Raw genomic sequence first — 20,633 nt, 5'->3', positions numbered from 1 at the left:
TTCATCCTAGGACTATATCTAGGTGAATTACAAGACTGTGATTACTACATGTTGGGGTTCGGCCCGCTCAGGCGAACCGGATGGCCACGGCGTCGCCGTGCGCCGGTAGGTCCTCGGCCCGGGACAGCGCATCGATGTGTCCGCTGACTTCCCGCAGTGCTCCGCTGCCGTAATTGATCACCTGGACCGCCCGCAGGAAGGTTGTCACATTGAGGCCGCTGGCGAAGGTGGCGGTGCCGCTGGTGGGCAGTACATGGTTGGAGCCGGCGCAATAGTCGCCCAAGCTCACCGGGCTGTAGTCGCCCACAAAGATCGCGCCGGCGTTGCGGATCCTGGCGGCCACGGCGGCCGCGTCGGCGGTCTGGATTTCCAGGTGTTCGGCGGCATAGGCGTCGCAGACGGCGATGCCCTGTTCCAGCCCGTCCACCAGGATGGTGCCCGATTGCGGTCCGGACAGTGCCTGGCGGACACGCTCGGAATGCTTGGTCCGGGCAATCTGCCGGCCGAGTTCCCCGCGCACGGCCTCCGCCAGGTCCGCTGAGGCGGTGATCAGCACGGAGGCTGCGTGCGGGTCGTGCTCGGCCTGGCTGATCAGGTCGGCGGCCACGAAGGCAGGATTGGCGGTCTCGTCGGCCAGGATCGCGATCTCGGTGGTGCCCGCTTCCGCGTCGATGCCGACCACGCTCTTGACCAGCCGCTTGGCCGTAGCCACGAAAACATTGCCGGGTCCGGTGACCACGTCCACGGGTTCAAGCGCCGGGCCGTGACCGTTGGCGGGCGCACCGTAGGCGAAGGCGGCCACCGCCTGCGCACCGCCGATGGCGTAGACCTCGTCGATGCCCAGCAGCTTCGCAGCAGCCAGGATGGTGGGGTGCGGCAGCGACCCGAAGTCCTTCTGCGGCGGCGAGGCGAGCGCGATGGACGCCACGCCCGCCGCCTGTGCCGGCACCACGTTCATCACCACGGAGGAGGGATACACCGCCAGCCCGCCTGGAACATAGAGCCCCACGCGGTTCACCGGGATCCATTTGTGCGTCACCACGGCCCCATCGCTGATCTCGACGTCGGTGTCGCCCGGCTTCTGCGCCTCGGCGAACCGCCGGGCGCGCGCGATGGACTCCTCCAGGGCGGCCCGGACCTGCGGGTCCAGTTGGTCCAGGGCCTCGTCCAGCGCCGCCGCCGGCACGCGCGGGTGAAGCTGCTCCACGCCGTCGAACCGGCGCGCGAGCTCGGCCAGGCCGGCGAACCCGTCTGCGCGAACCTTGCCGATAATCTCCTCGACGGCGCCGGTCGCGGCGTCAAATGTGGTGTCCGCGCGCGGCATCGCGGCTTTCAGCTCGGCGGTGCCGAGGCTGCGGCCGCGCAGGTCCAGGGTGGGGAAATCGCTAAAGGTGTTGGCTGCAGAAGTCACCCACCCATTCTACTGACCCGTCGACGCCGCCGGGTCAGGCGTCGAGGCAGGCTGGCCCCAGCAGCACCTTGAGGTCGCCGAACAGCGAGGGGTTCGGGTTGACCCGCAAGTCCACCCCCAGCTTCATCACCTCGACCTTGCGGGAGCTGTTCAGCCGCACCTGCACCTCGGTAGTGCCGGGATGCGTGCGCAGCACATCACCCAGCGCGGTGACCACCGACTCGGTCGCCTTGAAGCTCGCCATCGAGATCACCACCGGACCGGAGTGCCCGTCGCTGAGGTCTGGCACGGTCAGTTCCTGCGCATTCAGGGTGACCGCACCGTCGTCGCGGCGCTGCAGCCGGCCCCTGACCACCACGATCAGGTCTTCCGCCAGCACGGTGGCGATCGGCGCATAGGCCTGGCCGAAGAACATGACCTCCATCGAGCCGCCGAGGTCCTCGACTTCGGCGCGGGCATAGGCGTTGCCGCTGTTCTTGGCGATTCGGCGCTGCAGCGAGGTGATCATGCCCGCAATGGTGATGATCTGTCCGTCCGGCGGGCCGTCCTCGCCGATCAGCGAGGTGATCGACATGTCCGCGTGCTGGCTCAGGATGCCATCCAGTCCCTGCAGCGGATGGTCGGAGACGTACAGGCCCAGCATGTCGCGCTCGAAGGCCAGCTTGTCCTTCTTGTCCCACTCGGGCAGGTCCGGCACATCAACCGCGAGTCCCCCGGCGGTTTCGCCGCCGTCGTCGAACGCGCTGAATAGGTCAAATTGGTTGGCGGCCTCGTTGCGCTTGAGCACAATGACGGAGTCCACCGCTTCTTCGTGGATCATCGCCAGCGCGCGGCGCGGGTGGCCCAGCGAGTCGAACGCGCCGGCCTTGACCAGCGATTCGATGGTGCGCTTGTTGCAGACCACGGCCGGTACCTTCTGCAGGAAGTCGCTGAAGCTGGCGAAGTTGCCCTTCTCGTCGCGGGAGCCCACCATGGCGTGCACCACGTTGGCACCGACGTTGCGGATGGCGCCCATGCCGAAGCGGATGTCCTTGCCCACCGGGGTGAAGTTCAGTGCCGATTCGTTCACATCCGGCGGCAGCACGGTGATGCCCATGTGGCGGCATTCGTTCAGGTACAGGGCCAGTTTGTCTTTGTCATCCCCCACCGAGGTGAGCAGCGCGGCCATGTACTCGGCCGGATAGTGCGCCTTCAAGTAGGCGGTCCAGTAGGAGACCAGGCCGTAGGCGGCCGAGTGCGCTTTGTTGAACGCGTAGTCGGAGAACGGCAGCAGGATGTCCCACAGTGCCTTGATCGCTGCCTCGGAGTAGCCGCGGTCCACCATGCCCTGGTGGAAGCCGGCGTACTGCTTGTCCAGCTCCGACTTCTTCTTCTTGCCCATCGCGCGGCGCAGAATGTCCGCTTGGCCGAGCGAGAAGCCTGCCACCTTCTGGGCAATCGCCATCACCTGCTCCTGATACACGATCAGGCCGTAGGTGGTGTCCAGGATGTCCCGCAGCGGTTCTTCCAGCTCCGGGTGGATCGGGGTGATCTCCTGGAGGCCCGTTTTACGCAGGGCGTAGTTGGTGTGCGAGTTGGCGCCCATCGGACCCGGCCGATACAGCGCGATGACTGCGGAGATGTCTTCGAAGTTGTCCGGCCGCATCATCTTCAGCAGCGACCGCATCGGGCCGCCGTCGAGCTGGAAGACGCCCAGGGTGTCGCCGCGGGCGAGCAGATCGTAGGACCCGCGGTCGTCCAGGTCCAGCGTCTCAAGATCCAGGTCCACGTCCTGGTTCATCTTGATGTTCTCGATGGCGTCGGTGATGATCGTCAGGTTCCGCAGTCCGAGGAAGTCCATCTTGATCAGGCCAAGGCCTTCACAGGTGGGATAGTCGAACTGCGTAATGACCTGGCCGTCCTGCTCCCGGCGCATGATCGGGATGATGTCGATCAGCGGGTCCGAGGACATGATGACGCCGGCGGCGTGCACACCCCACTGGCGCTTCAGCCCCTCCAGGCCGAGCGCGGTTTCGAAGACCTTGGCGGAATCCGCGTCGGACTTGAGCAGCTCGCGCATCTCCTCGGCCTCGCCGTAGCGCTTGGCGCTGGGATCGTGCACTTCCTTCAGCGTCAGGCCCTTGCCCATGACATCCGGCGGCATGGCCTTGGTCAGCCGCTCGCCGGTGGAGAACGGATAGCCCATTACCCGGGATGAGTCCTTCAGCGCCTGCTTGGCCTTGATCGTGCCGTACGTGACGATCATGGCCACGCGGTCGTCACCATACTTCTCGGTGACGTACTTGATCACTTCCGGTCGGCGCCGGTCATCGAAGTCGACGTCGAAGTCAGGCATCGAGACGCGGTCCGGGTTCAGAAAGCGCTCGAAGATCAGGCCGTGCTTGAGCGGGTTCAGGTCGGTGATGCGCATGGCGTAGGCCACCATCGAGCCGGCACCGGAACCGCGGCCCGGGCCAACCCGGATGCCGTGGTCCTTGGACCAGTTGATGAAGTCGGCGACCACCAGGAAGTAGCCCGGGAAGCCCATTTGGAGGATGATGCCGATCTCATATTCGGCCTGCTTGCGCACATCGTCGGGAATCCCGCCCGGGAACCGGTACTGCAGCCCCTTCTCGACTTCCTTGACGAACCAGGATTCCTCGTTCTCCCCCTCCGGCACGGGGAACACCGGCATGTAGGAGGCCTTGGTGTTGAACTCCACGTTGCAGCGCTCGGCGATCAGCAGGGTGTTGTCGCACGCTTCGGGCACATCGCGGAAGATGGCCCGCATCTCCGCCGGGGATTTCAGGTAGAACTCGTCCGCATCGAACTTGAACCGCTTCGGGTCGGCCAGCGACGAGCCGGACTGCACGCACAGCAGCGCCGCGTGCGACTTGGCATCCTCGGCGTGCGTGTAGTGAAGGTCGTTGGTGGCCACAAACGGGAGCCCGAGTTCGCGCGCCAGCTTGCGCAGGTCGGTCTGCACGTTGCGCTCGATGTCCAGCCCGTGGTCCATCAGCTCGCAGAAGAAGTTCTCCTTGCCGAAGATGTCCCGGAAATCGGAGGCGGCCTGCTTGGCCTCGTTGTAAAGGCCCAGCCGCAGCTTGGTCTGGACTTCGCCGGACGGGCAGCCGGTGGTGGCAATCAGGCCCTTGCCATAGGTCTGCAGCAGATCCCGGTCCATCCGGGGCTTGTACAGGTAGCCTTCCAGCGACGCCAGCGACGAGGCGCGGAAGAGGTTGTGCATGCCCTCGGTAGTCTCAGCCCACATGGTCATGTGGGTGTAGGCACCGGCGCCGGAGACGTCGTTGCGTCCGCCGTCGCCCCAGCGCACGCGCGTCTTATCCGCCCGGGCGGTGCCCGGAGTCAGGTACGCCTCGACGCCGACAATCGGTTTGACGCCGGCGTTGCGGGCCTTGTTCCAGAAATCGAAGGCACCGAAGACGAACCCGTGGTCCGTCGTCGCCACCGCGTTCATGCCCAGTTCCTCGGTGTGGCTGAACAGGTCGGTCAGCCGCGCGGCACCATCGAGCATCGAGTACTCGGTGTGGTTGTGGAGATGGACGAAGGAATCGTTGCCGGTCTTGGAAGAAGTCACTGCTGCCACCGTTTCATTCTAGGTGTCGGAGCCAGGGAGTCCGGGCTACACGCGGTGTTCGGCCAGTGCCTGCAGCGCGTAAGCCAGGTCCTGCGGGTACTCGCTTTCGTATTCAACCCACTCCCCGGTGCCGGGATGGTGGAAGCCAAGCTTTTTGGCATGCAGCCACTGCCGGGTCAGGCCCAGCGCGGCGGCGAGTTTGGGGTCGGCGCCGTAGGTCAGGTCGCCGGCGCAGGGATGCCGGAGCGCCGAGAAATGCACGCGGATCTGGTGGGTCCGGCCGGTCTCCAAGTGCACTTCGACCAAGGACGCCTTGCCGAAGGCCTCGATGACCTCATAGTGGGTCAGCGAATGCCGGCCGTCTTCCACCACGGCGAACCGCCAGTCGTAACCTGGGTGCCGGCCGATCGGCGCGTCGATGGTGCCCTCTAACGGATCCGGCAGCCCCTGCACGAGCGCGTGGTAGACCTTGTCCACCGTGCGGTCCTTGAACGCCCGCTTCAGCAAGGTGTAGCCGTGCTCGGTCTTGGCCACCACCATCACTCCGGAGGTTCCCACGTCCAGCCGGTGGACGATCCCGGCACGTTCGGCGGCACCCGACGTCGAAATCCGGTAGCCTCGCGCGGCCAAGGCACCCACCACGGTAGGCCCCACCCAACCGGGCGACGGATGTGCCGCCACGCCCACCGGTTTGTCGATGACGACGAAATCGTCCTCGTCTCCGAGAATCTTCAAATCCTCAACCTCTTCCACCACGACGGCGAGCGGATCACGCTGCTCCGGTACGGCAATGCGCAGGCTCCCCCGTTCGGGGAGCTTCGCCGATTTGGCGATGGCCCGGCCATCCAGTTCCACGCATTTGTCGCCGAAAAGCGCCGCGGCGGCCGAGCGGGACATTCCCAGCAGCGCGGCGACGACCGTGTCTGCCCGTTCGCCGGCCGTACTGCTGTCCAGCTGGACGACCCTAATGTCGTCAGTCACCGCTCTCCCCTGCCGGCTTGCCGCCGTCGACCGGCTTGCCGTCCCCGTTCGAGCTGCGGTCCCCGGCCTTCGCGGTCTGCCGGGTGCCATCCATGCCAATCCCCATGAAGGTCAGCACGCACCACAGGATGACTGCCCCGACCACGGCGGAGTCGGCGATGTTGAAGATCGCAAAGTTGGGGAAGGCGATGAAATCCACCACGTGCCCGAGGCCGAAAGCTGGTTCGCGGAACAGGCGGTCGGTCAGATTGCCCAGCGCGCCGCCCAGCAGGAAGCCGAGCGCCACGGACCACCACAGGGACCGAACCTTGCGGGCGTACACCAGGATCGCAATGGCGACGGCCGACATCACCAGGGTGAACACCCAGGTGTGGTCCTGGCCGATGGAGAAGGCCGCGCCGGAGTTGCGGATGAAATGCCAGTGCAGCAGCGGCGGCAGCACCGGGGTGATCTGCCCCTCGGTCATGGTGGACACGACCCACCACTTGGTCAACTGGTCAAAGGCGTAGGCGAAGGCGGCACAGCCTGTCAGCAGCAGGATGAACCGGCCCTTGCCCTTGCGTTGTCCGGTCTCGGCAGCCTCCCCGTCGTTGGATCGGTCGGCTGCCGGTGGAGTTTCTGACATGTCTCTCTCGTCTTCAGTGCCGTCCGGGGCACCAGATGCGGTGTCCAAAGGCAATGGCCGGCGGCAGGATGATCCCGGCGCCGGCCATGGGGAGCCCTGTGGAACAGGGCCTTGAGTTACCTTCCGCGCTTACGCGTCGGCGCTGTCCTTGACCTCGGGGGCAGCGAAGGAGCCGCGGGCTTCCAGATCGCGCAGCTGGCCTTCGATGTAGGCCTTCAGCCGGGCACGGTAGTCGCGCTCGAAACCGCGCAGCTGCTCGAGCTTGCGCTCCAGCACGGCCTTCTGCTGCTCGAGGTTGCCCAAGGTCTTACGGCTCTTTTCTTCGGCGTCATTGACCAGGCTGCTGGCTTCCAGCTGTGCCTCGGCGATGATCTTGTCCCGCTGCTCCACGCCGGCGGTGACGTACTCGTCGTGGAGCTTCTGGGCCATGGCCAGCACGCCCGCCGCAGACTCGGCGGTAGCGGAGCGGTCGGTCTCGGGCGCCGCGGCGGCGGCGGGAGCCGGCTTCGGCTCTTCCTTCGCCTTGGGCTCGACCTTCGGTTCTTCCTTGACCTGTTCGCGGACCTGTTCGGTCTTCGGGGCAGCCGAGACCGGAGCCGGCACGGAGGCCTCCGGAGCCTGGCCCGACGTGGCTTCAGCCAGCTTCTTGCGAAGTTCGTCGTTCTCCTGGTTCAGCCGGCGGAGTTCAACAACGATCTCATCGAGAAAATCGTCGACCTCATCCTGGTCATAGCCTTCGCGAAACTTAGTCGGCTGGAACCTCTTGTTGACAACGTCTTCTGGCGTCAAAGCCATCTGGTCACCTCATACTGGTTCGTGTGGGTCATGAATTCAACGTGCTGGATTCATAACAACGGTAGCGAATATTCCCCGTGCAAGGACATCCGCCAGCTATATCTGAATCAGAATATATCGTTTCGGAGACGAACACTAACGCGCCGCCGGTCAGGCCAAACCCGCCACAACCGCCATGGCGATCGTCACGGCAAGGAACAACACCAGGAAGGCAAGGTCAAGCGCGAATCCGCCGATCCGCAGCGGCGGGATGATCCTGCGCAGGCCCTTCAGCGGCGGGTCCGTCACGGTGTAGATGACGGAAGCCGCGACCAGGGCGATACCGCGCGGCCGCCAGCGCCGGGCGAAGGCTTGCACGACTTCAAAGACGATGCGCACGATCAAGCCCAGCTGGAACAACATCAAGATCAGGTACAGCAGGACGAAAATGATGGACACGCCGGTTCCACGATTCCTAGCGCTAGAAGGATTTTGACGGGCGGCACGCCTCCCGGGAAGTGCGGCGGGCTAGCTCTGGTTAAAGAAACTGGCCTGCTGGTCACTGGACTTGCGGTCCTCACCCAGCACTTCCACGCTCGACGGCGAGAGCAGGAAAACCTTATTGGTAACCCGTTCAATGCTACCGTGCAGGCCGAAGACCAGTCCGGCGGAGAAATCGACCAGGCGCTTGGCTTCCGCCTCGCCCATGTCTGTGACGTTCATGATCACCGGGATGCCGTCGCGGAAACTCTCGCCAATAATCTTGGCGTCGTTGTAGGAGCGCGGGTGCACGGTGGTGATCTGGTGCAGCACGGTGGCGTCCTCGCGGGCAGAGGGTGCGCGCTTGATCGGCGTCACCGGGGCACGGTATTCCTCGGCAGCCGGCTTCACCGGTGCCGCCGCAGGCTCAGCGCGGCGCTCCTGTCGGGGCTGGTCCACGGGCTGCTCCTCATCTCGAGCGGGGGTGTCCGCCTGCTCGGCTTCGTAGTGCTCGTCACCATCGGCGAGCCCAAGATAAATCATTGTCTTGCGCAGTGTGCCTGCCATGGTAGCTCCCATCCTGTCTTCAGCGCTGCCGCATACCCTGCGCGGCCCCGGTCACGAACTTGGGGTCCGGCAAAGTGCCTGCCTAGCCAAAACGCTACCGCACGGCCGGTCGCGGTCCGAGGACATCTGATCCGACACGGAGGTGTGTCGCGCCGGCAGCGACCGCTGCCTCGAGGTCCTGGCTCATCCCTGCCGAAACCATGCCGGCCCCGGGGTGCTCCTCCCGGAGCCGATGCGAGAGTTCAGCCAACCGGCCGAAGGCCCGGGCCGGGTCTGCGCCCAGCGGCGCGACCGCCATCAGTCCGGCCGGAGTCAACCCCTCGGCCTCCTGCAAGGCGTCGGCCAGCGCCAGGATCTCCCCGGGGCGGGCACCGCCGCGGGCCGCCGTTCCGGCTGCCTTCGGCAGGTCCGGCTCGTCAAGGTCCACCTGGATCAGGCAGCCGAGAGCCGCCCGGGGTTCAAGCCCGGCAGCCTGCCGCCGTTCCTGCTCGGCCGCCATGGCCTTGCGCAGCGCCTGGACCAGTTGCGGCCGGTCCACCGAATGCAGCAGATCGGCGTACTGGACCACCGATTTGGCCTTGTTTGTCTGCAGCTGGCCGATGAAATGCCAGCGCAGCCCGCGGCCGGACAGCTCCGCGGCCTTCGCGGCTGCTTCCTGATCCCGGTTTTCCCCGACGTCGGTTACGCCCAGCTCGTGCAGCAGCGCCACGTCGGAGGCGGGGAAGAACTTCGTCACCACAATCAGCTCCGGCTCCGCCGCGCGTCCGGCTGCGGCCCGGGTGATCCGCTCCCGGACACGTTCCAGGTTCGCTGACAGTTCGGCCTTCCGGGCGTTGGTGCTCATGCGTCCTTCCAGACCAGGCCGGCGAACCGGCCGGTGCGTTGATCCAGCCGGTAGGAGTACAACCGGCCTTCCTCCCGGGTGCAGCCAGGTACCCGGTGCGCCTGCACGCCGAGTCCGGCCAGCTCTGCGGCGGCCCCGGCGGCGAGATCAAGCGCCGGGGTGCCCCATGCGGTCCTCGCTGCCAACTCAGGAATCCTGGCTACGGCGTCGGCCTGCATCTGCTCGGGAACCTCATAGCAGGCTCCGCAGATGGACGGCCCGATCCATGCCTGCAGCCCGCCGGCGCCCGCGTCCCGAAGCCCGGCAACGGCGTTGGCCAGCACCCCGTCCAGCAGTCCGCGGCGGCCGGCATGCGCCACCGCGGTGGCGGCACCGCCGTCGGGCAGTGTTCCCACCAGCAGCACCGGCAGGCAGTCCGCAACCATCACGGCCAGCGGCACAGCGCCGTCCGGGCTCACCAGGGCGTCGGCCGTCACAGCCGGCTGCGTCGAAGCCGGATCCCCGGGCGCCACGACCACGGCCTCGGCCGAATGCACTTGGTTCATGAACCGCAGCGAACCGGCCGGTACCGGCAGGGCGCCCTCCAGCGACCGACGCCGCCGGTGCACGGCGTCGGCGTCGTCGCCCACATGCAGGCCGAGGTTGCCGGCCGAGCGGTCGGTGAATGCGGCCCACACGCCGGCGTGGACCTGCTGCTTCCACCAGAACACTGCCGGAACCCTCCTGGACTGGTTACTTCAAGAAATCCGGAACATCCAGGTCGTCGACCCGGCCCGCGCTCAGGTCCGGCTCCACGATGGCCGGAAGATCCATGTCGAAGCCGGCATCGGTTGGAACGTGCGCGGACTGCGAAACCATGCCGCCGAAGCCGTGCTCGGTCGGTTCGGAAACGGGCACGGAGGGCTGCGCGGCAGGCACGGCAGGGGCACCTGCCGGCGCCGCGGCCGGCTTCTGCGCCGGGGCTGCGGACGTGACATCCACCTGGTCGAACCCGGCGGCGATGACGGTGACCCGGGCTTCGTCGCCGAGGGCGTCGTCGATGACGGCGCCGAAGATGATGTTCGCCTCGGGGTGCGCCACTTCCTGCACCAGCCGTGCTGCCTCGTTGATTTCGAACAGGCCCAGATCCGAGCCGCCCTGGATCGAGAGCAGCACACCGTGGGCGCCGTCGATGGAGGCCTCCAGAAGCGGAGACGCGATGGCCAGTTCGGCGGCCTTGACTGCACGGTCCTCACCGCGGGCGGAGCCGATGCCCATCAGCGCCGAGCCGGCGCCCTGCATCACGGACTTGACGTCTGCGAAGTCGAGGTTGATCAGGCCCGGCGTTGTGATCAGATCGGTAATGCCCTGGACGCCGGAGAGCAGCACCTGGTCAGCGGAGCGGAAGGCATCCAGCATGGAGACGTTACGGTCGCTGATGGACAGCAGGCGGTCGTTCGGGATCACTATCAGGGTGTCGACTTCGTCGCGCAGCGTTTCGATGCCGGTTTCGGCCTGGTTCGACCGGCGGCGGCCCTCGAAGGTGAACGGCCGGGTGACGACGCCAATGGTCAGCGCGCCGAGCGAACGGGCGATCCGGGCCACGACGGGCGCGCCGCCGGTACCGGTACCGCCGCCTTCACCGGCCGTCACGAAGACCATGTCCGCGCCGCGCAGGACTTCCTCAATCTCCTCGGCGTGGTCGTCGGCAGCCTTGCGGCCCACTTCCGGGTCGGCTCCGGCGCCCAGTCCGCGGGTGAGCTCACGCCCGACGTCGAGCTTGACGTCGGCGTCACTCATCAACAGTGCCTGAGCATCGGTATTGATCGCGATGAACTCCACGCCGCGGAGCCCCACCTCGATCATCCGGTTGACGGCATTCACGCCACCGCCGCCGATGCCGACGACTTTGATGACGGCCAAGTAATTCTGCGGTGCTGCCACGTCCTGTGTCCCTTGCTCGAGTCTGTGCACTGATCAGTTCTGCCGAAGCGGGCGGGTCCCCGGTCCGGTAGTTTCACCTGAACCTTAACCTTCAACTTGAAGGTTAGAGTTATGTCAAGTAGTTCCTATCCGAGACGCTAGACGGAAGGCCGGGCCTGCACAATGACCCGGCTCCGCGTGTCGCACGATCGGCGGCCTCTGCGTTTCGATGCAGCCTGCAACCTGCCTCAACGAGTCACCGGCCGCGTGGGCGTACTCACATCGATGACGCTGGCTTTGCCCTTAACGCCTTTCGCCTGCAGCAGGGCCTGCAGTACCGTGGCCTTGAGCTCCTGCTGCCCCGCGTTCCCCCACAGCACCTTCTGGCCGTTGGTCAACTGCAGTTCCACCGAGTCCACCGACCGGGCCGAGGCGTGCTCGAGCTGTTTCAGCACCTCCGGCTGCAGCGCGCCGAGCACGCCGGTGATCGACGCGAACACATCGGAATCCTCGGCCGCGTTGGCGCCGTCGATCAACGGCAGTTTGGCCTCGCTGCGCTTGCGGACCGAGGCCAAGGCCTTGCCCGATTCATCGATCAGCACGAACTTCTTGCCGTCCTTCAACACTGCGACGGGGGTCCGCTCGATGATCCGCACATGCAGTTCGGAGGGCGGTTTGGCGACGACTTCCACGGACTCGACCGCCGGAAAGTGGTCCACGTGGGCAGCCACTTCCCGTTCGCCAACGCGCGCCAGCGGGATTCCCTTCAGCGGCTCCAGCGCCTCGCTGAGCGTGCCGGAGTCCGTCAGCTCGGCACCGTCCACGGTGATGGTCTTCACCGCCAGCGCCGGGGACAGGAAGATGACCGACGTCATCACGGCCAGGAGCACGACGACGGTGCCCGCCGCGATCAGCAGCCGGCGCCGGGTCTTGCGTCGGGGCGGCTCGGGGAAACTGACCACGGTGGTGTCGGGTCGCCCGGCCGGCGATGCGTGGGACGGCTCGGGCTGTTGGCGGCGCCAACGCGCCAGCAGGCCCGCCGCCGCCCCGCGCCGGGGCATCGATGCTGCTGCGGATTTACCGGCGGCGGATTCTCCTGCGCCGGATTTGCCTGGCGCGGATTTTCCTGCGGCCGACGACGCCGGTGCCCCCGTGCCGCCCTCCGACCGGCGGTTGCCCGCCCTCGGCCAGGTGGACCCGGCCGTGGGAGTTTCGGCAGTCCCGGACGCAGCCGTCTGGCCGGATGCCTGTGCCGGCAGCGCCGTCACTCTTCCGGAGGTGAGCCGTACCCCGGAGCCCGCGCCGGCCGCCGTCGTTCTTTCGGGCTGCCGCTCCGCCGCTACCGGTGCCGCGTCGTCAGACAGTCCCGCCGGGGCGGCAGGGCGTGCCGCGGGAGTGCGTGGCTTGCGCGGACTCATTGCACGGTGGTGGAGGCCTGCTCCAGGGCCTCCACCAGGACGGGGCCGTATTGGGTCACGTCGCCGGCGCCTACGGTCAGCACAATGTCGCCGGGCCGTGAGCGGGCCACGATGTCAGCCACGGCCCGCGCCGGGTCCGGTGCATAGCTGCCGGCCGGCAGCCGGTTGGTGATCAGTTCGCTGGTGACGCCCGGGATCGGATCTTCACGCGCGGGATAGATATCCAGGATCGCGGCCGAATCGGCCAACTGCAGCGCCTGGGCGAATTCCGCGGCGAACTCCCGGGTGCGTGAAAACAGGTGCGGCTGGAAGAGCACGTGCACGGCATGTCCGGCCGCCACCTTGCGCGCGGCTGTCAGGGCTGCGTGGACCTCGGTGGGATGGTGCGCGTAGTCATCGAACACGCGGACCCCGGCTGCCGCGCCCTTGGCTTCAAACCGCCTGGCTGCCCCGGTGAAGCCGGCCAGCCCCTCGGCCGCGATCGCCGGATCGATACCCTGCGTGATGGCAACCGCGACGGCCGCAGCTGCATTGCGGATGTTGTGCTCGCCCGGCACTTGGAGCCGCAGCGTGCAGGTGCCGCCCGGGTATTCGATCCGGCTGGCGCTGCCGGAGCCGGCGAATTCGCTCTCAACAATGCGGAGCTCGGCGTCCGCCGCGTAGCCGTAGCCGAGCACCCGGCACGGTGCGCCGGATGCTGCCACCCGATCTGCCAAGGCGCGCGCGCCGTCGTCGTCGAGGCAGAGCACCAGCGTGCCGTCGCTGGGGAGCAGCGCCGCGAACTGGTCGAAGGAGGCGTAGACGGCTTCGGCGGACCCGTAGTGGTCCAGGTGGTCGGCCTCCACGTTGGTCACCACGATGACCTGCGGCCGGTAGTTCAGGAACGAGGCGTCGGATTCGTCCGCTTCGGCGACAAACAGGTCGCCTTCCCCGTGCGCGGCGTTGACGCCCAGCGCCGCCACATCGCCGCCGATCGCGAACGACGGCTCCCGCCCGGCGGCCTGCAGCATCACCGTGGCCATGGCCGTGGTGGTGGTTTTGCCGTGCGTGCCGCCGACGGCGATCAACCGCTTCCCCTCCATGGCGGCGGACAGCGCCACCGAACGGTGCACAATGTTCAGTCCCGCGGCAACGGCAGCCTGCAGCTCGGGGTTCTCCGGCCGGATGGCGGTGGAGACCACCACCGTGTCCGCGCCGCCGATATGGGCCGCCTCGTGACCGACGAAGACGGTGGCGCCGAGCGCCTCCAGTTGGCGCAGGACGGCCGAGTCGCGCGCGTCCGAACCGGATACCGGCACGCCGCGGGCCAGCAGGATCCGGGCGATGGCCGACATGCCGGCGCCGCCGAGTCCGATGAAGTGAACCGCGCCGAGCTCGCCGAATGGCAGCCGGGCCGTGGTGTGGAAATCAGTGGCTTTCATCGGTGCTCCTCCCCCGTTGCCTCGAGCACTAATTGTGCCATTCGCGCGTCCGCATCACGGATCCCCAGGCCGTGCGCTGCCGCGGACATCTGCTGCAGCCGCGCCGGGTTCTTCAACAGCGGCACCAGTTCGTCCGTGACCCAACGCGGGCTGAAGTCTCCGTCCCGGACCAGCACCGCGCCGCCTGCCTCCACCAGGGAGGCCGCGTTCAGGGCCTGTTCGCCGTTTCCGTGCGGCAGCGGCACCAGCACAGAGGGCAAGCCGACGGCGGCAACTTCGCACACCGTGGCCGCACCGGCGCGGGCCAACAGCAGGTCCGCCGCGGCGTAGACGTCCTGCATGCCGTCCACATACTCCACCTGGTGGTAGCCGGGAGAAGTGAGCAACTGCCCCTCGGCATCACGCAGCGCCTTGTTCCGGCCGGTGATGTGCAGCACCTGGATTCCGGCTGCGGCGAGTTCCGGCAGCGCCGCGGCGATGGTCCGGTTGATGCTGAGTGCCCCGGATGAGCCGCCGGTGACGATCAGCGTCGGTTCCTCCGGCGCCAGCCCCAGCCTCAGGCGGGCGGCGCTGCGGGACGCCGGGCGGTCCAGGGTGGCGATTTCCCGCCGCATCGGCATGCCGACCCAGCGGGCCCTGGGCAACTGGGTGTCCTTGAACGCCACCGCCACCCGTTCGGCCAGCCGGGCCCCCACCCGGTTGGCCAGGCCGGGCCGGGCGTTGGCCTCATGGATCACGATCGGTACCCGGCGCAGCTTGGCCGCGATGTACATGGGCGTGCTGACATACCCGCCCACGCCCACCACGACGTCGGCCTTCGCGCCATCGATAATGCCGGCGGCCTGGCGCACGGCCCGGGCGAATTTGAACGGCAGCTTCAGCAGGTCAAGCGAGGGCCGGCGCGGCAGCGGCACGCGCCCGATGGTGGCCAATTCGTAGCCGGCGGCGGGAACCAGCCGGGTCTCCATGCCGGCGGCGGTGCCGACGGCGAGGATGCGGGCCGCGGGGGCTGCCTCGACCACGGCCCCGGCGATGGCCAGCAGCGGGCTGACGTGCCCCGCCGTGCCGCCGCCGGCCAGGACCACAGAGGGCTCGGAAATGTTCATGGTATGGCTGGATTACCTTCTGCTCGGCTTCTGGTGGATGGGTTCAGCGGGTGCCGGCGGACGTGTGCTGCCGCAGCCTGCCGATCAGTCCCCCCGGCTTCTTCCGGCCGGCTGCACCGGTCCGGGCAAAGGACAAGAGTACACCGACGGCTGCCAGCGTCACGGTCAGCGCGGAGCCACCGTAGGAGATGAACGGCAGCGGCACGCCGATCACCGGCAGCAGGCCGGTAACCACCGCAATATTCACGAAGGCCTGGCCGATGATCCAGACCATGATGGATCCGGCGAAAATCCGCACGAAAAGGGACTCCTGGCGCATCACCGTGCGCACCAGCGCGATGGCCAGGACGCCGAACAGGGCGAGGATGACCATGGTGCCGAGCAGCCCCAGTTCTTCGCCGATGATGGCGAAGATGTAGTCGTTGTGGGCTTCCGGAATCCAGTTGTACTTCTGCCGGCTTTGGCCCAGGCCCACGCCCCACCAGCCTCCGGAGGCCAGCGCGAAGAGCCCGTTGCAGGACTGCATGTTGAGCCCGGTGGTGGTTTCGCAGCCCTGGTCGGTCCACATCAGGATGCGGCCCATCCGGTTGGGGCTGACCACTACCAGCAGCAGCACCAGTGCAGTAGCGCACAGGCCGGCGATGCCAAAGAGTTTCAATGGCGCGCCGGCGAAGAACAGTCCGCCGGCAATGATCAGCATCAGGATCATCGCCGTGCCCAGGTCATTGCCGGCCAGCACCGGTCCCACAATCAGGATGGCGCCGGGCAGCACCACCGGAATGACCAGGTGCTTCCAGTCGCCCAGCAGCCGCTCCTTGGCCGCCAAGACGGCCGCCATCCAGAGGCACATGCCCAGCTTGGCGACTTCCGAGGGCTGCAAGGACGTCCCGCCGGGCAACGTGATCCAGTTGCGGTTGCCGCCGACTGACTCGCCGAGCGGCGTGAAAACCAGCAGCAGCAGGATGACCGACAGAGCGAGGGCCGGCCAAGCCAGCCTCCGGTACGTGGCCGGCTGCCAGCGGGAGAGAATCAGCATCGCCGTGACGCCTAAACCCGCGAAGATCGACTGCCGCATGAACAGGCTGAACGGCGAATTGTCGTCGGCGATGGATTCCACCGCCGACGAAGAGAGCACCATCAGCAGGCCGATGGCGGTCAACGCGAGGGCTGAGCCGAGGATCAGGTAATAGCTGGCGCCGCTGGACTGTGTTCCCGTGCCCTGGATCCGGTCCAGCAGAACGGTGCCGCGTTCCCGGAGGTGCCGGAGCTTAGCCGCAGGGGCATCCTTTGTCCCGGCGGTGCCGGATTCGCGGACGACGGCGGGGGTCCGGCTTCCGCTGCGGGTGCCGCTGGTGGCCATTACTGCTCCTTGGTCGACGGTGCCTGCCCTTCCCCGAACCGGCGGACGGCTTCCATGAACGCATTGCCGCGGTGCGCGTAGGACGTGAACTGGTCCATCGACGCGGCAGCCGGGGCCATCAGGACGGTGTCCCCGTCGGCGGCCAGGCCGGCTGCAGCTTCCACGGCTGCCGCCATCACGGTCTCGCCGGCGCGGACGCCCGACGTCGGCATCCTGTCTTCAGTTTCCTCCGGCGGGACGCCGATGACGGGGACATCCGGCGCGTGTCGCCGCAACGAGGCCAGCAGCGCCGAGTTGTCGGTGCCGATCAGCACTACGGCCTTCAGCCGGCGTGCGTGGTCCGCGATCAATTCGTCGTAGTTCACGCCCTTGGACAAGCCGCCGGCGATCCACACCACCGAGGAAAAGGACGCCAGCGAGGCCGAGGCAGCGTGTGGATTGGTCGCCTTGGAGTCGTTGACCCAGAGCACCCCGGCCTGCTCCAAAACTTTCTGGATCCGGTGGGATCCCGGATCGAACCGCCGCAGTCCTTCGCGTACCGCGGCCGGCTCCACGCCGTAGGCCCGGACCAGTGCGGCGGCCGCCAACGCGTTGGCAACCTGGTGCCGCGGCGCGAGGTCGCCGAGGTCGGCCAGACTGGCCAACTCGGCCGCCGAGTCACGGCGCTCCTGGATGTAGGCCCGGTCCACCAGCAGTCGCTCCACGACGCCGACCATGCTCACGGCCGGCATGCCGGTGGTGAAACCGATGGCCCGGCAGCCCTCGACGACGTCGGCAGCCTCGACCATCTCCTCGGTCTCGCGCTGCTCGGCGTTGTAGACGCACGCGATCCTGGTCCGCTCGTAGATCTTGGCCTTATCGGCCAGATATGCGGCGTAGGACCCGTGCCAGTCCACGTGGTCTTCGGCCACGTTGAGCACCACGGAGGCCAGCGGGGACATGCTGTGGGTCCAGTGCAGCTGGAAGCTGGAGAGTTCGACGGCGATCACGTCGTATCCGATCGGATCGCGCACGGCGTCCAGGATAGGTGTGCCCACGTTGCCGGCGGCGATGGCACGCAGCCCGGCTGCCTGCAGCATGGATTCGGCCATTCCCACCGTGGTGGTCTTGCCATTGGTGCCGGTGATGGCCAGCCAATCGGCTGTGCGCCGCCCGGTGCGTTCGCGCACCCGCCAGGCCAACTCAACGTCGCCCCAGATGGGGATTCCCGCGTCCGCGGCGGCGGCCAGCAGCGGCGTCTGCGGGCTCCAGCCCGGCGACGTGACCACCAGTTCGGCAGGTTCCCCGCCGACGTCGGGCAACGCGCTGCCATGCTCGGCACCTAGCAGCACTTCGCGGGCGCCAACAATCTTCAAGGTGTCGGCCTTGGCCCGGTTTTCCTCCGTGTCGCGGCCGTCGACCACCACCACGGCGGCGCCCAGTTCGATCAGCGTGTCGGCAGCGGAGAATCCCGACAGTCCGATGCCGGCGACCATTACGCGCAGTCCGGCCCAGTCCGAGTCCCAGGATGTCAGCGAATCAAGACGGTTCACGAGCCCAGCACCCAATCCGCGTAGAAGATGCCCAGCGCGGCCGCCACGCAGAGCCCGGCGATGATCCAGAAACGCACCACCACGGTGACTTCGGCCCAGCCCTTCAACTCGAAGTGGTGCTGCAGCGGGGCCATCTTGAAGACCCGTTTACCGCCGCTGAGCTTGAAGAAGGCCACCTGGATGATCACGGAGAGCGCGATGATGACGAACAGGCCGGCCATGACCACCAGCAGCAATTCGCTGCGGGACAGGATGGCGAAGCCGGCAATGGCGCCGCCGATGGCCAGCGAACCGGTGTCGCCCATGAAGATCTTGGCGGGCGAGGTGTTCCACCACAGGAACCCGATCAGCGCACCGACCAGCGCACCGGCGAGCAACGCCAGGTCCAGCGGGTCGCGCACTTCATAGCAGGCCTCACCGGGCACCTTGACGGAGCCGCAGCTCTGGTTGAACTGCCAGATGCCCATCAGCATGTAGGCCCCGCAGACCATCACCGATGCGCCCGCGGCGAGCCCATCCAGCCCGTCGGTCAGGTTCACGCCGTTGGTGGCCGCGGTGACAATGATGTTGGACCAGATGATGAACAGGATGGTGCCAAGGACCGTGCCGCCGAAGGCAAGGTCCAGCCAGGGAATGTCCCGGGTGAAGGAGATGTTCAGCGACGCCGGTGTCCGGCCCAGGCTGTCCGGAAAGTTCAGGGCCAGCACGGCAAAAATGATGCCGACAAGGCCCTGCAGCACGATCTTCGCCCAGGCCCTGAGGCCGAGGCTGCGTTGCTTGGAGATCTTGATGAAGTCGTCCAGGAAGCCCACCAGGCCCATGCCGGCCATCAGCAGCAGCAGCACGCCGCCGGAGGCTGTGGGTCCCTGGTGCGCTCCCCCGTTGATCAGCCACATGCCCAGGTGGGTGGCGAAATAGGCCACCACCACGGTGGCCACGATGACCACGCCGCCCATGGTGGGCGTTCCGCGCTTGGTGTGGTGCGCCGTCGGGCCGTCGTCGCGGATGAACTGACCGTAGCCCTTCTTCACCAGCAGCTTGATGAACAACGGCGTTCCGAGCAGCGACAGCACCAGCGCCAAGGCAGAACCGATCAGCAGGGCTATCACTGCGCCAGGCCTTCCTCTTGGGTTGCGGAACCGCGCACTGCAGCCGCCGCGGGATCGTCCGACGACGGGTTTCCTAATGCTACCCGGTCGCCCAGGAACCGCAGGCCGGCTCCGTTGGAGGACTTGAACAGCACCAGATCGCCCGGTTCCAGCTGCTCTTCGAGCACGCGGTGGGCCTCCTCCGGGCTGGCGACCCACATCGACTCGTCGCCCCAGGAGCCTTCCATCACGGCTCCGGTGTGCATGGCCCTGGCGCCGGCGCCGACCACGATCAGGCGCGAGATGTTAAGCCGGACCACGGTCCGTCCGATCGCGTCGTGTTCATGAACGGAGTCGTCGCCCAGTTCCAGCATCTCGCCCAGCACCGCCCAGGTGCGGCGGCCGCGGCCAAGTTCGGCCAGTGTGCGCAGCGCCGCCCGCATGGATTCCGGGTTGGCGTTGTAGGCATCGTTGATCACGGTCACGCCGTCCGGCCGCTCGGTCCGTTCCATCCGCCAGCGGCTGGCCGGGCCGCGCCCGCCCAGGCCCGCGGCGATGGTTTCTGGGGAGACGCCCAGGGCCCAGGCGGCGCCGGCGGCAGCCAGCAGGTTGGCCACGTGGTGGATCCCGATCAGGCCGGACGTGACCGGGTGCTCGCTGCCGTCCGGGAAGCACAGCGTGAATTCGGGGTGGCCGGCCTCATTGATGCCGGCTCCGCGGGCCCGCAGCAGCTGTGCGGTGCTGTCGGCGGGCAGGCTGAAATTGTCGTCGGAGCTGAAGTAGAGCACCTGCGCGCCGGTGCGGGCGGCCATCGCCTTGACCCGGGGATCGTCGGCGTTGAGCACGGCTGTTCCGTCGGCGGGCAGCGCCTCGGCCAGCTCGCCCTTGGCGATGGCAATGTTTTCCACTCCGCCGAATTCCCCGGCGTGGGCGCTGCCCACGCCCAGCACCACGCCGATGCCCGGCTTGACCATGTCGGCCAGGTACTCGATGTGGCCGATGCCCGTGGCCCCCATTTCCACCACAAGGTAGCGGGTGTCGAAACCGGCGGCGAAGACTGTCAGCGGCACGCCGACCTCGCCGTTGTAGGAGCCGATCGGTGCCACCGTGGGCGCCACCTGGCCCAAGATGCCGGCCAGCAGGTCCTTGGTGGTGGTTTTGCCGGCGCTGCCGGTAATGCCCACAACCTCGAGCCCCGAGGCGGCGCGCAGCCGGGCCACGATGGCCGCGGCGATGGCACCCATGGCCAGCACGGCGTCGGCCACAATGATCTGCGGCAGGATCCGGCCCGAGGAATCGGAAACTTCGCGTTCGGTCAGCGCGAGCACGGCGCCGGTTTCGAAGGCCGTGCCAACGTAGAAGTGGCCGTCTGCGCTCTCGCCCGGCTTGGCCACGAACAGGCCGCCGGGTTCGATCTCGCGGGAATCTGTGGTGGCGGAACTCACGGTGATGTCGGCAGTCTCCCCCGTGCCGTCGACCGGCTCCCCAATGACCCGTCCGCCTGTTATCGCCGCAATATCGGCTGCAGTTAGTTCAATCATGACGAT

At 67.3% G+C, this 20,633-nt stretch carries 17 protein-coding genes; all 17 read right to left on the bottom strand.

Features of this window, described 5'->3' with window-relative positions; genetic code table 11:
- Window positions 1-67 precede the first annotated feature (67 nt).
- A complete protein-coding gene (gene hisD, locus AB0N75_RS11665) occupies window positions 68-1,411 on the bottom strand; it encodes a histidinol dehydrogenase (protein ID WP_364649679.1) in 1,344 nt (447 codons plus the stop codon).
- Between the two features lie 34 nt (window positions 1,412-1,445).
- A complete protein-coding gene (dnaE, locus tag AB0N75_RS11660) occupies window positions 1,446-4,988 on the bottom strand; it encodes a DNA polymerase III subunit alpha (protein ID WP_364650178.1) in 3,543 nt (1,180 codons plus the stop codon).
- A gap of 45 nt (window positions 4,989-5,033) precedes the next feature.
- Window positions 5,034-5,969 (bottom strand): RluA family pseudouridine synthase, encoded by a 936-nt coding sequence (locus tag AB0N75_RS11655; RefSeq protein ID WP_364649676.1) that lies wholly within the window; start codon window positions 5,967-5,969, stop codon window positions 5,034-5,036.
- Window positions 5,962-6,594, bottom strand: coding sequence for a signal peptidase II (gene lspA / locus AB0N75_RS11650; protein WP_364649673.1), 633 nt, complete (start codon window positions 6,592-6,594; stop codon window positions 5,962-5,964). The genes AB0N75_RS11655 and lspA overlap by 8 nt, the downstream gene beginning before the upstream one ends.
- A gap of 129 nt (window positions 6,595-6,723) precedes the next feature.
- Window positions 6,724-7,389 carry a DivIVA domain-containing protein gene (locus tag AB0N75_RS11645; RefSeq protein WP_364649670.1) on the bottom strand — a complete coding sequence of 222 codons (666 nt, stop codon included), beginning with the start codon at window positions 7,387-7,389 and terminating at the stop codon, window positions 6,724-6,726.
- Between the two features lie 150 nt (window positions 7,390-7,539).
- Entirely contained in the window at window positions 7,540-7,827 is a 288-nt protein-coding gene (locus AB0N75_RS11640; protein WP_127514426.1) for a YggT family protein, read from the bottom strand.
- Between the two features lie 69 nt (window positions 7,828-7,896).
- Window positions 7,897-8,415: a cell division protein SepF gene (gene sepF, locus AB0N75_RS11635; protein WP_364649667.1), complete on the bottom strand. Its 519-nt coding sequence runs from the start codon at window positions 8,413-8,415 to the stop codon at window positions 7,897-7,899.
- A 94-nt stretch (window positions 8,416-8,509) separates the two neighbouring features.
- A complete protein-coding gene (locus AB0N75_RS11630) occupies window positions 8,510-9,259 on the bottom strand; it encodes a YggS family pyridoxal phosphate-dependent enzyme (protein ID WP_364649664.1) in 750 nt (249 codons plus the stop codon).
- Window positions 9,256-9,969 (bottom strand): polyphenol oxidase family protein, encoded by a 714-nt coding sequence (locus tag AB0N75_RS11625; protein ID WP_364649661.1) that lies wholly within the window; start codon window positions 9,967-9,969, stop codon window positions 9,256-9,258. Before AB0N75_RS11625 ends, AB0N75_RS11630 begins: the two co-directional genes overlap by 4 nt.
- A 22-nt stretch (window positions 9,970-9,991) precedes the next feature.
- Window positions 9,992-11,182 carry a cell division protein FtsZ gene (gene ftsZ / locus AB0N75_RS11620; RefSeq protein WP_364649658.1) on the bottom strand — a complete coding sequence of 397 codons (1,191 nt, stop codon included), beginning with the start codon at window positions 11,180-11,182 and terminating at the stop codon, window positions 9,992-9,994.
- A 227-nt stretch (window positions 11,183-11,409) separates the two neighbouring features.
- Entirely contained in the window at window positions 11,410-12,222 is an 813-nt protein-coding gene (locus AB0N75_RS11615) for a cell division protein FtsQ/DivIB (protein ID WP_364649655.1), read from the bottom strand.
- Between the two features lie 353 nt (window positions 12,223-12,575).
- Window positions 12,576-14,000: a UDP-N-acetylmuramate--L-alanine ligase gene (gene murC / locus AB0N75_RS11610; RefSeq protein WP_364649652.1), complete on the bottom strand. Its 1,425-nt coding sequence runs from the start codon at window positions 13,998-14,000 to the stop codon at window positions 12,576-12,578.
- A complete protein-coding gene (murG, locus tag AB0N75_RS11605) occupies window positions 13,997-15,106 on the bottom strand; it encodes an undecaprenyldiphospho-muramoylpentapeptide beta-N-acetylglucosaminyltransferase (RefSeq protein WP_364649649.1) in 1,110 nt (369 codons plus the stop codon). The genes murC and murG overlap by 4 nt, the downstream gene beginning before the upstream one ends.
- A gap of 43 nt (window positions 15,107-15,149) precedes the next feature.
- Window positions 15,150-16,466, bottom strand: coding sequence for a putative lipid II flippase FtsW (ftsW, locus tag AB0N75_RS11600; RefSeq protein WP_364649646.1), 1,317 nt, complete (start codon window positions 16,464-16,466; stop codon window positions 15,150-15,152).
- On the bottom strand, window positions 16,466-17,941 hold the full coding sequence (gene murD, locus AB0N75_RS11595) for a UDP-N-acetylmuramoyl-L-alanine--D-glutamate ligase (RefSeq protein ID WP_364650175.1): 1,476 nt from the start codon (window positions 17,939-17,941) through the stop codon (window positions 16,466-16,468). The genes ftsW and murD overlap by 1 nt, the downstream gene beginning before the upstream one ends.
- A 53-nt stretch (window positions 17,942-17,994) precedes the next feature.
- On the bottom strand, window positions 17,995-19,107 hold the full coding sequence (gene mraY, locus AB0N75_RS11590) for a phospho-N-acetylmuramoyl-pentapeptide-transferase (RefSeq protein ID WP_364649643.1): 1,113 nt from the start codon (window positions 19,105-19,107) through the stop codon (window positions 17,995-17,997).
- Window positions 19,104-20,627, bottom strand: coding sequence for a UDP-N-acetylmuramoyl-tripeptide--D-alanyl-D-alanine ligase (gene murF / locus AB0N75_RS11585; protein ID WP_364649640.1), 1,524 nt, complete (start codon window positions 20,625-20,627; stop codon window positions 19,104-19,106). The genes mraY and murF overlap by 4 nt, the downstream gene beginning before the upstream one ends.
- Window positions 20,628-20,633 lie beyond the last annotated feature (6 nt).

It is taken from the genome of Arthrobacter sp. NPDC089319, assembly GCF_040684925.1.
GTDB lineage: Bacteria > Actinomycetota > Actinomycetes > Actinomycetales > Micrococcaceae > Crystallibacter.
The sequence above is the reverse complement of the archived record's forward strand: the minus strand, read 5'-3'. Positions and strand labels throughout refer to the sequence as shown.

Bases quoted from the DNA above. Each gene is read 5' to 3' on its own strand.
- lspA (WP_364649673.1), bottom strand. From the start codon at position 6,594: ATGTCAGAAACTCCACCGGCAGCCGACCGATCCAACGACGGGGAGGCT.
- AB0N75_RS11645 (WP_364649670.1), bottom strand. From the start codon at position 7,389: ATGGCTTTGACGCCAGAAGACGTTGTCAACAAGAGGTTCCAGCCGACT.
- sepF (WP_364649667.1), bottom strand. From the start codon at position 8,415: ATGGCAGGCACACTGCGCAAGACAATGATTTATCTTGGGCTCGCCGAT.
- AB0N75_RS11630 (WP_364649664.1), bottom strand. From the start codon at position 9,259: ATGAGCACCAACGCCCGGAAGGCCGAACTGTCAGCGAACCTGGAACGT.
- AB0N75_RS11615 (WP_364649655.1), bottom strand. From the start codon at position 12,222: ATGCCCCGGCGCGGGGCGGCGGCGGGCCTGCTGGCGCGTTGGCGCCGC.
- murC (WP_364649652.1), bottom strand. From the start codon at position 14,000: ATGAAAGCCACTGATTTCCACACCACGGCCCGGCTGCCATTCGGCGAG.
- murG (WP_364649649.1), bottom strand. From the start codon at position 15,106: ATGAACATTTCCGAGCCCTCTGTGGTCCTGGCCGGCGGCGGCACGGCG.
- ftsW (WP_364649646.1), bottom strand. From the start codon at position 16,466: ATGGCCACCAGCGGCACCCGCAGCGGAAGCCGGACCCCCGCCGTCGTC.
- murD (WP_364650175.1), bottom strand. From the start codon at position 17,941: ATGGTCGCCGGCATCGGACTGTCGGGATTCTCCGCTGCCGACACGCTG.
- murF (WP_364649640.1), bottom strand. From the start codon at position 20,627: ATGATTGAACTAACTGCAGCCGATATTGCGGCGATAACAGGCGGACGG.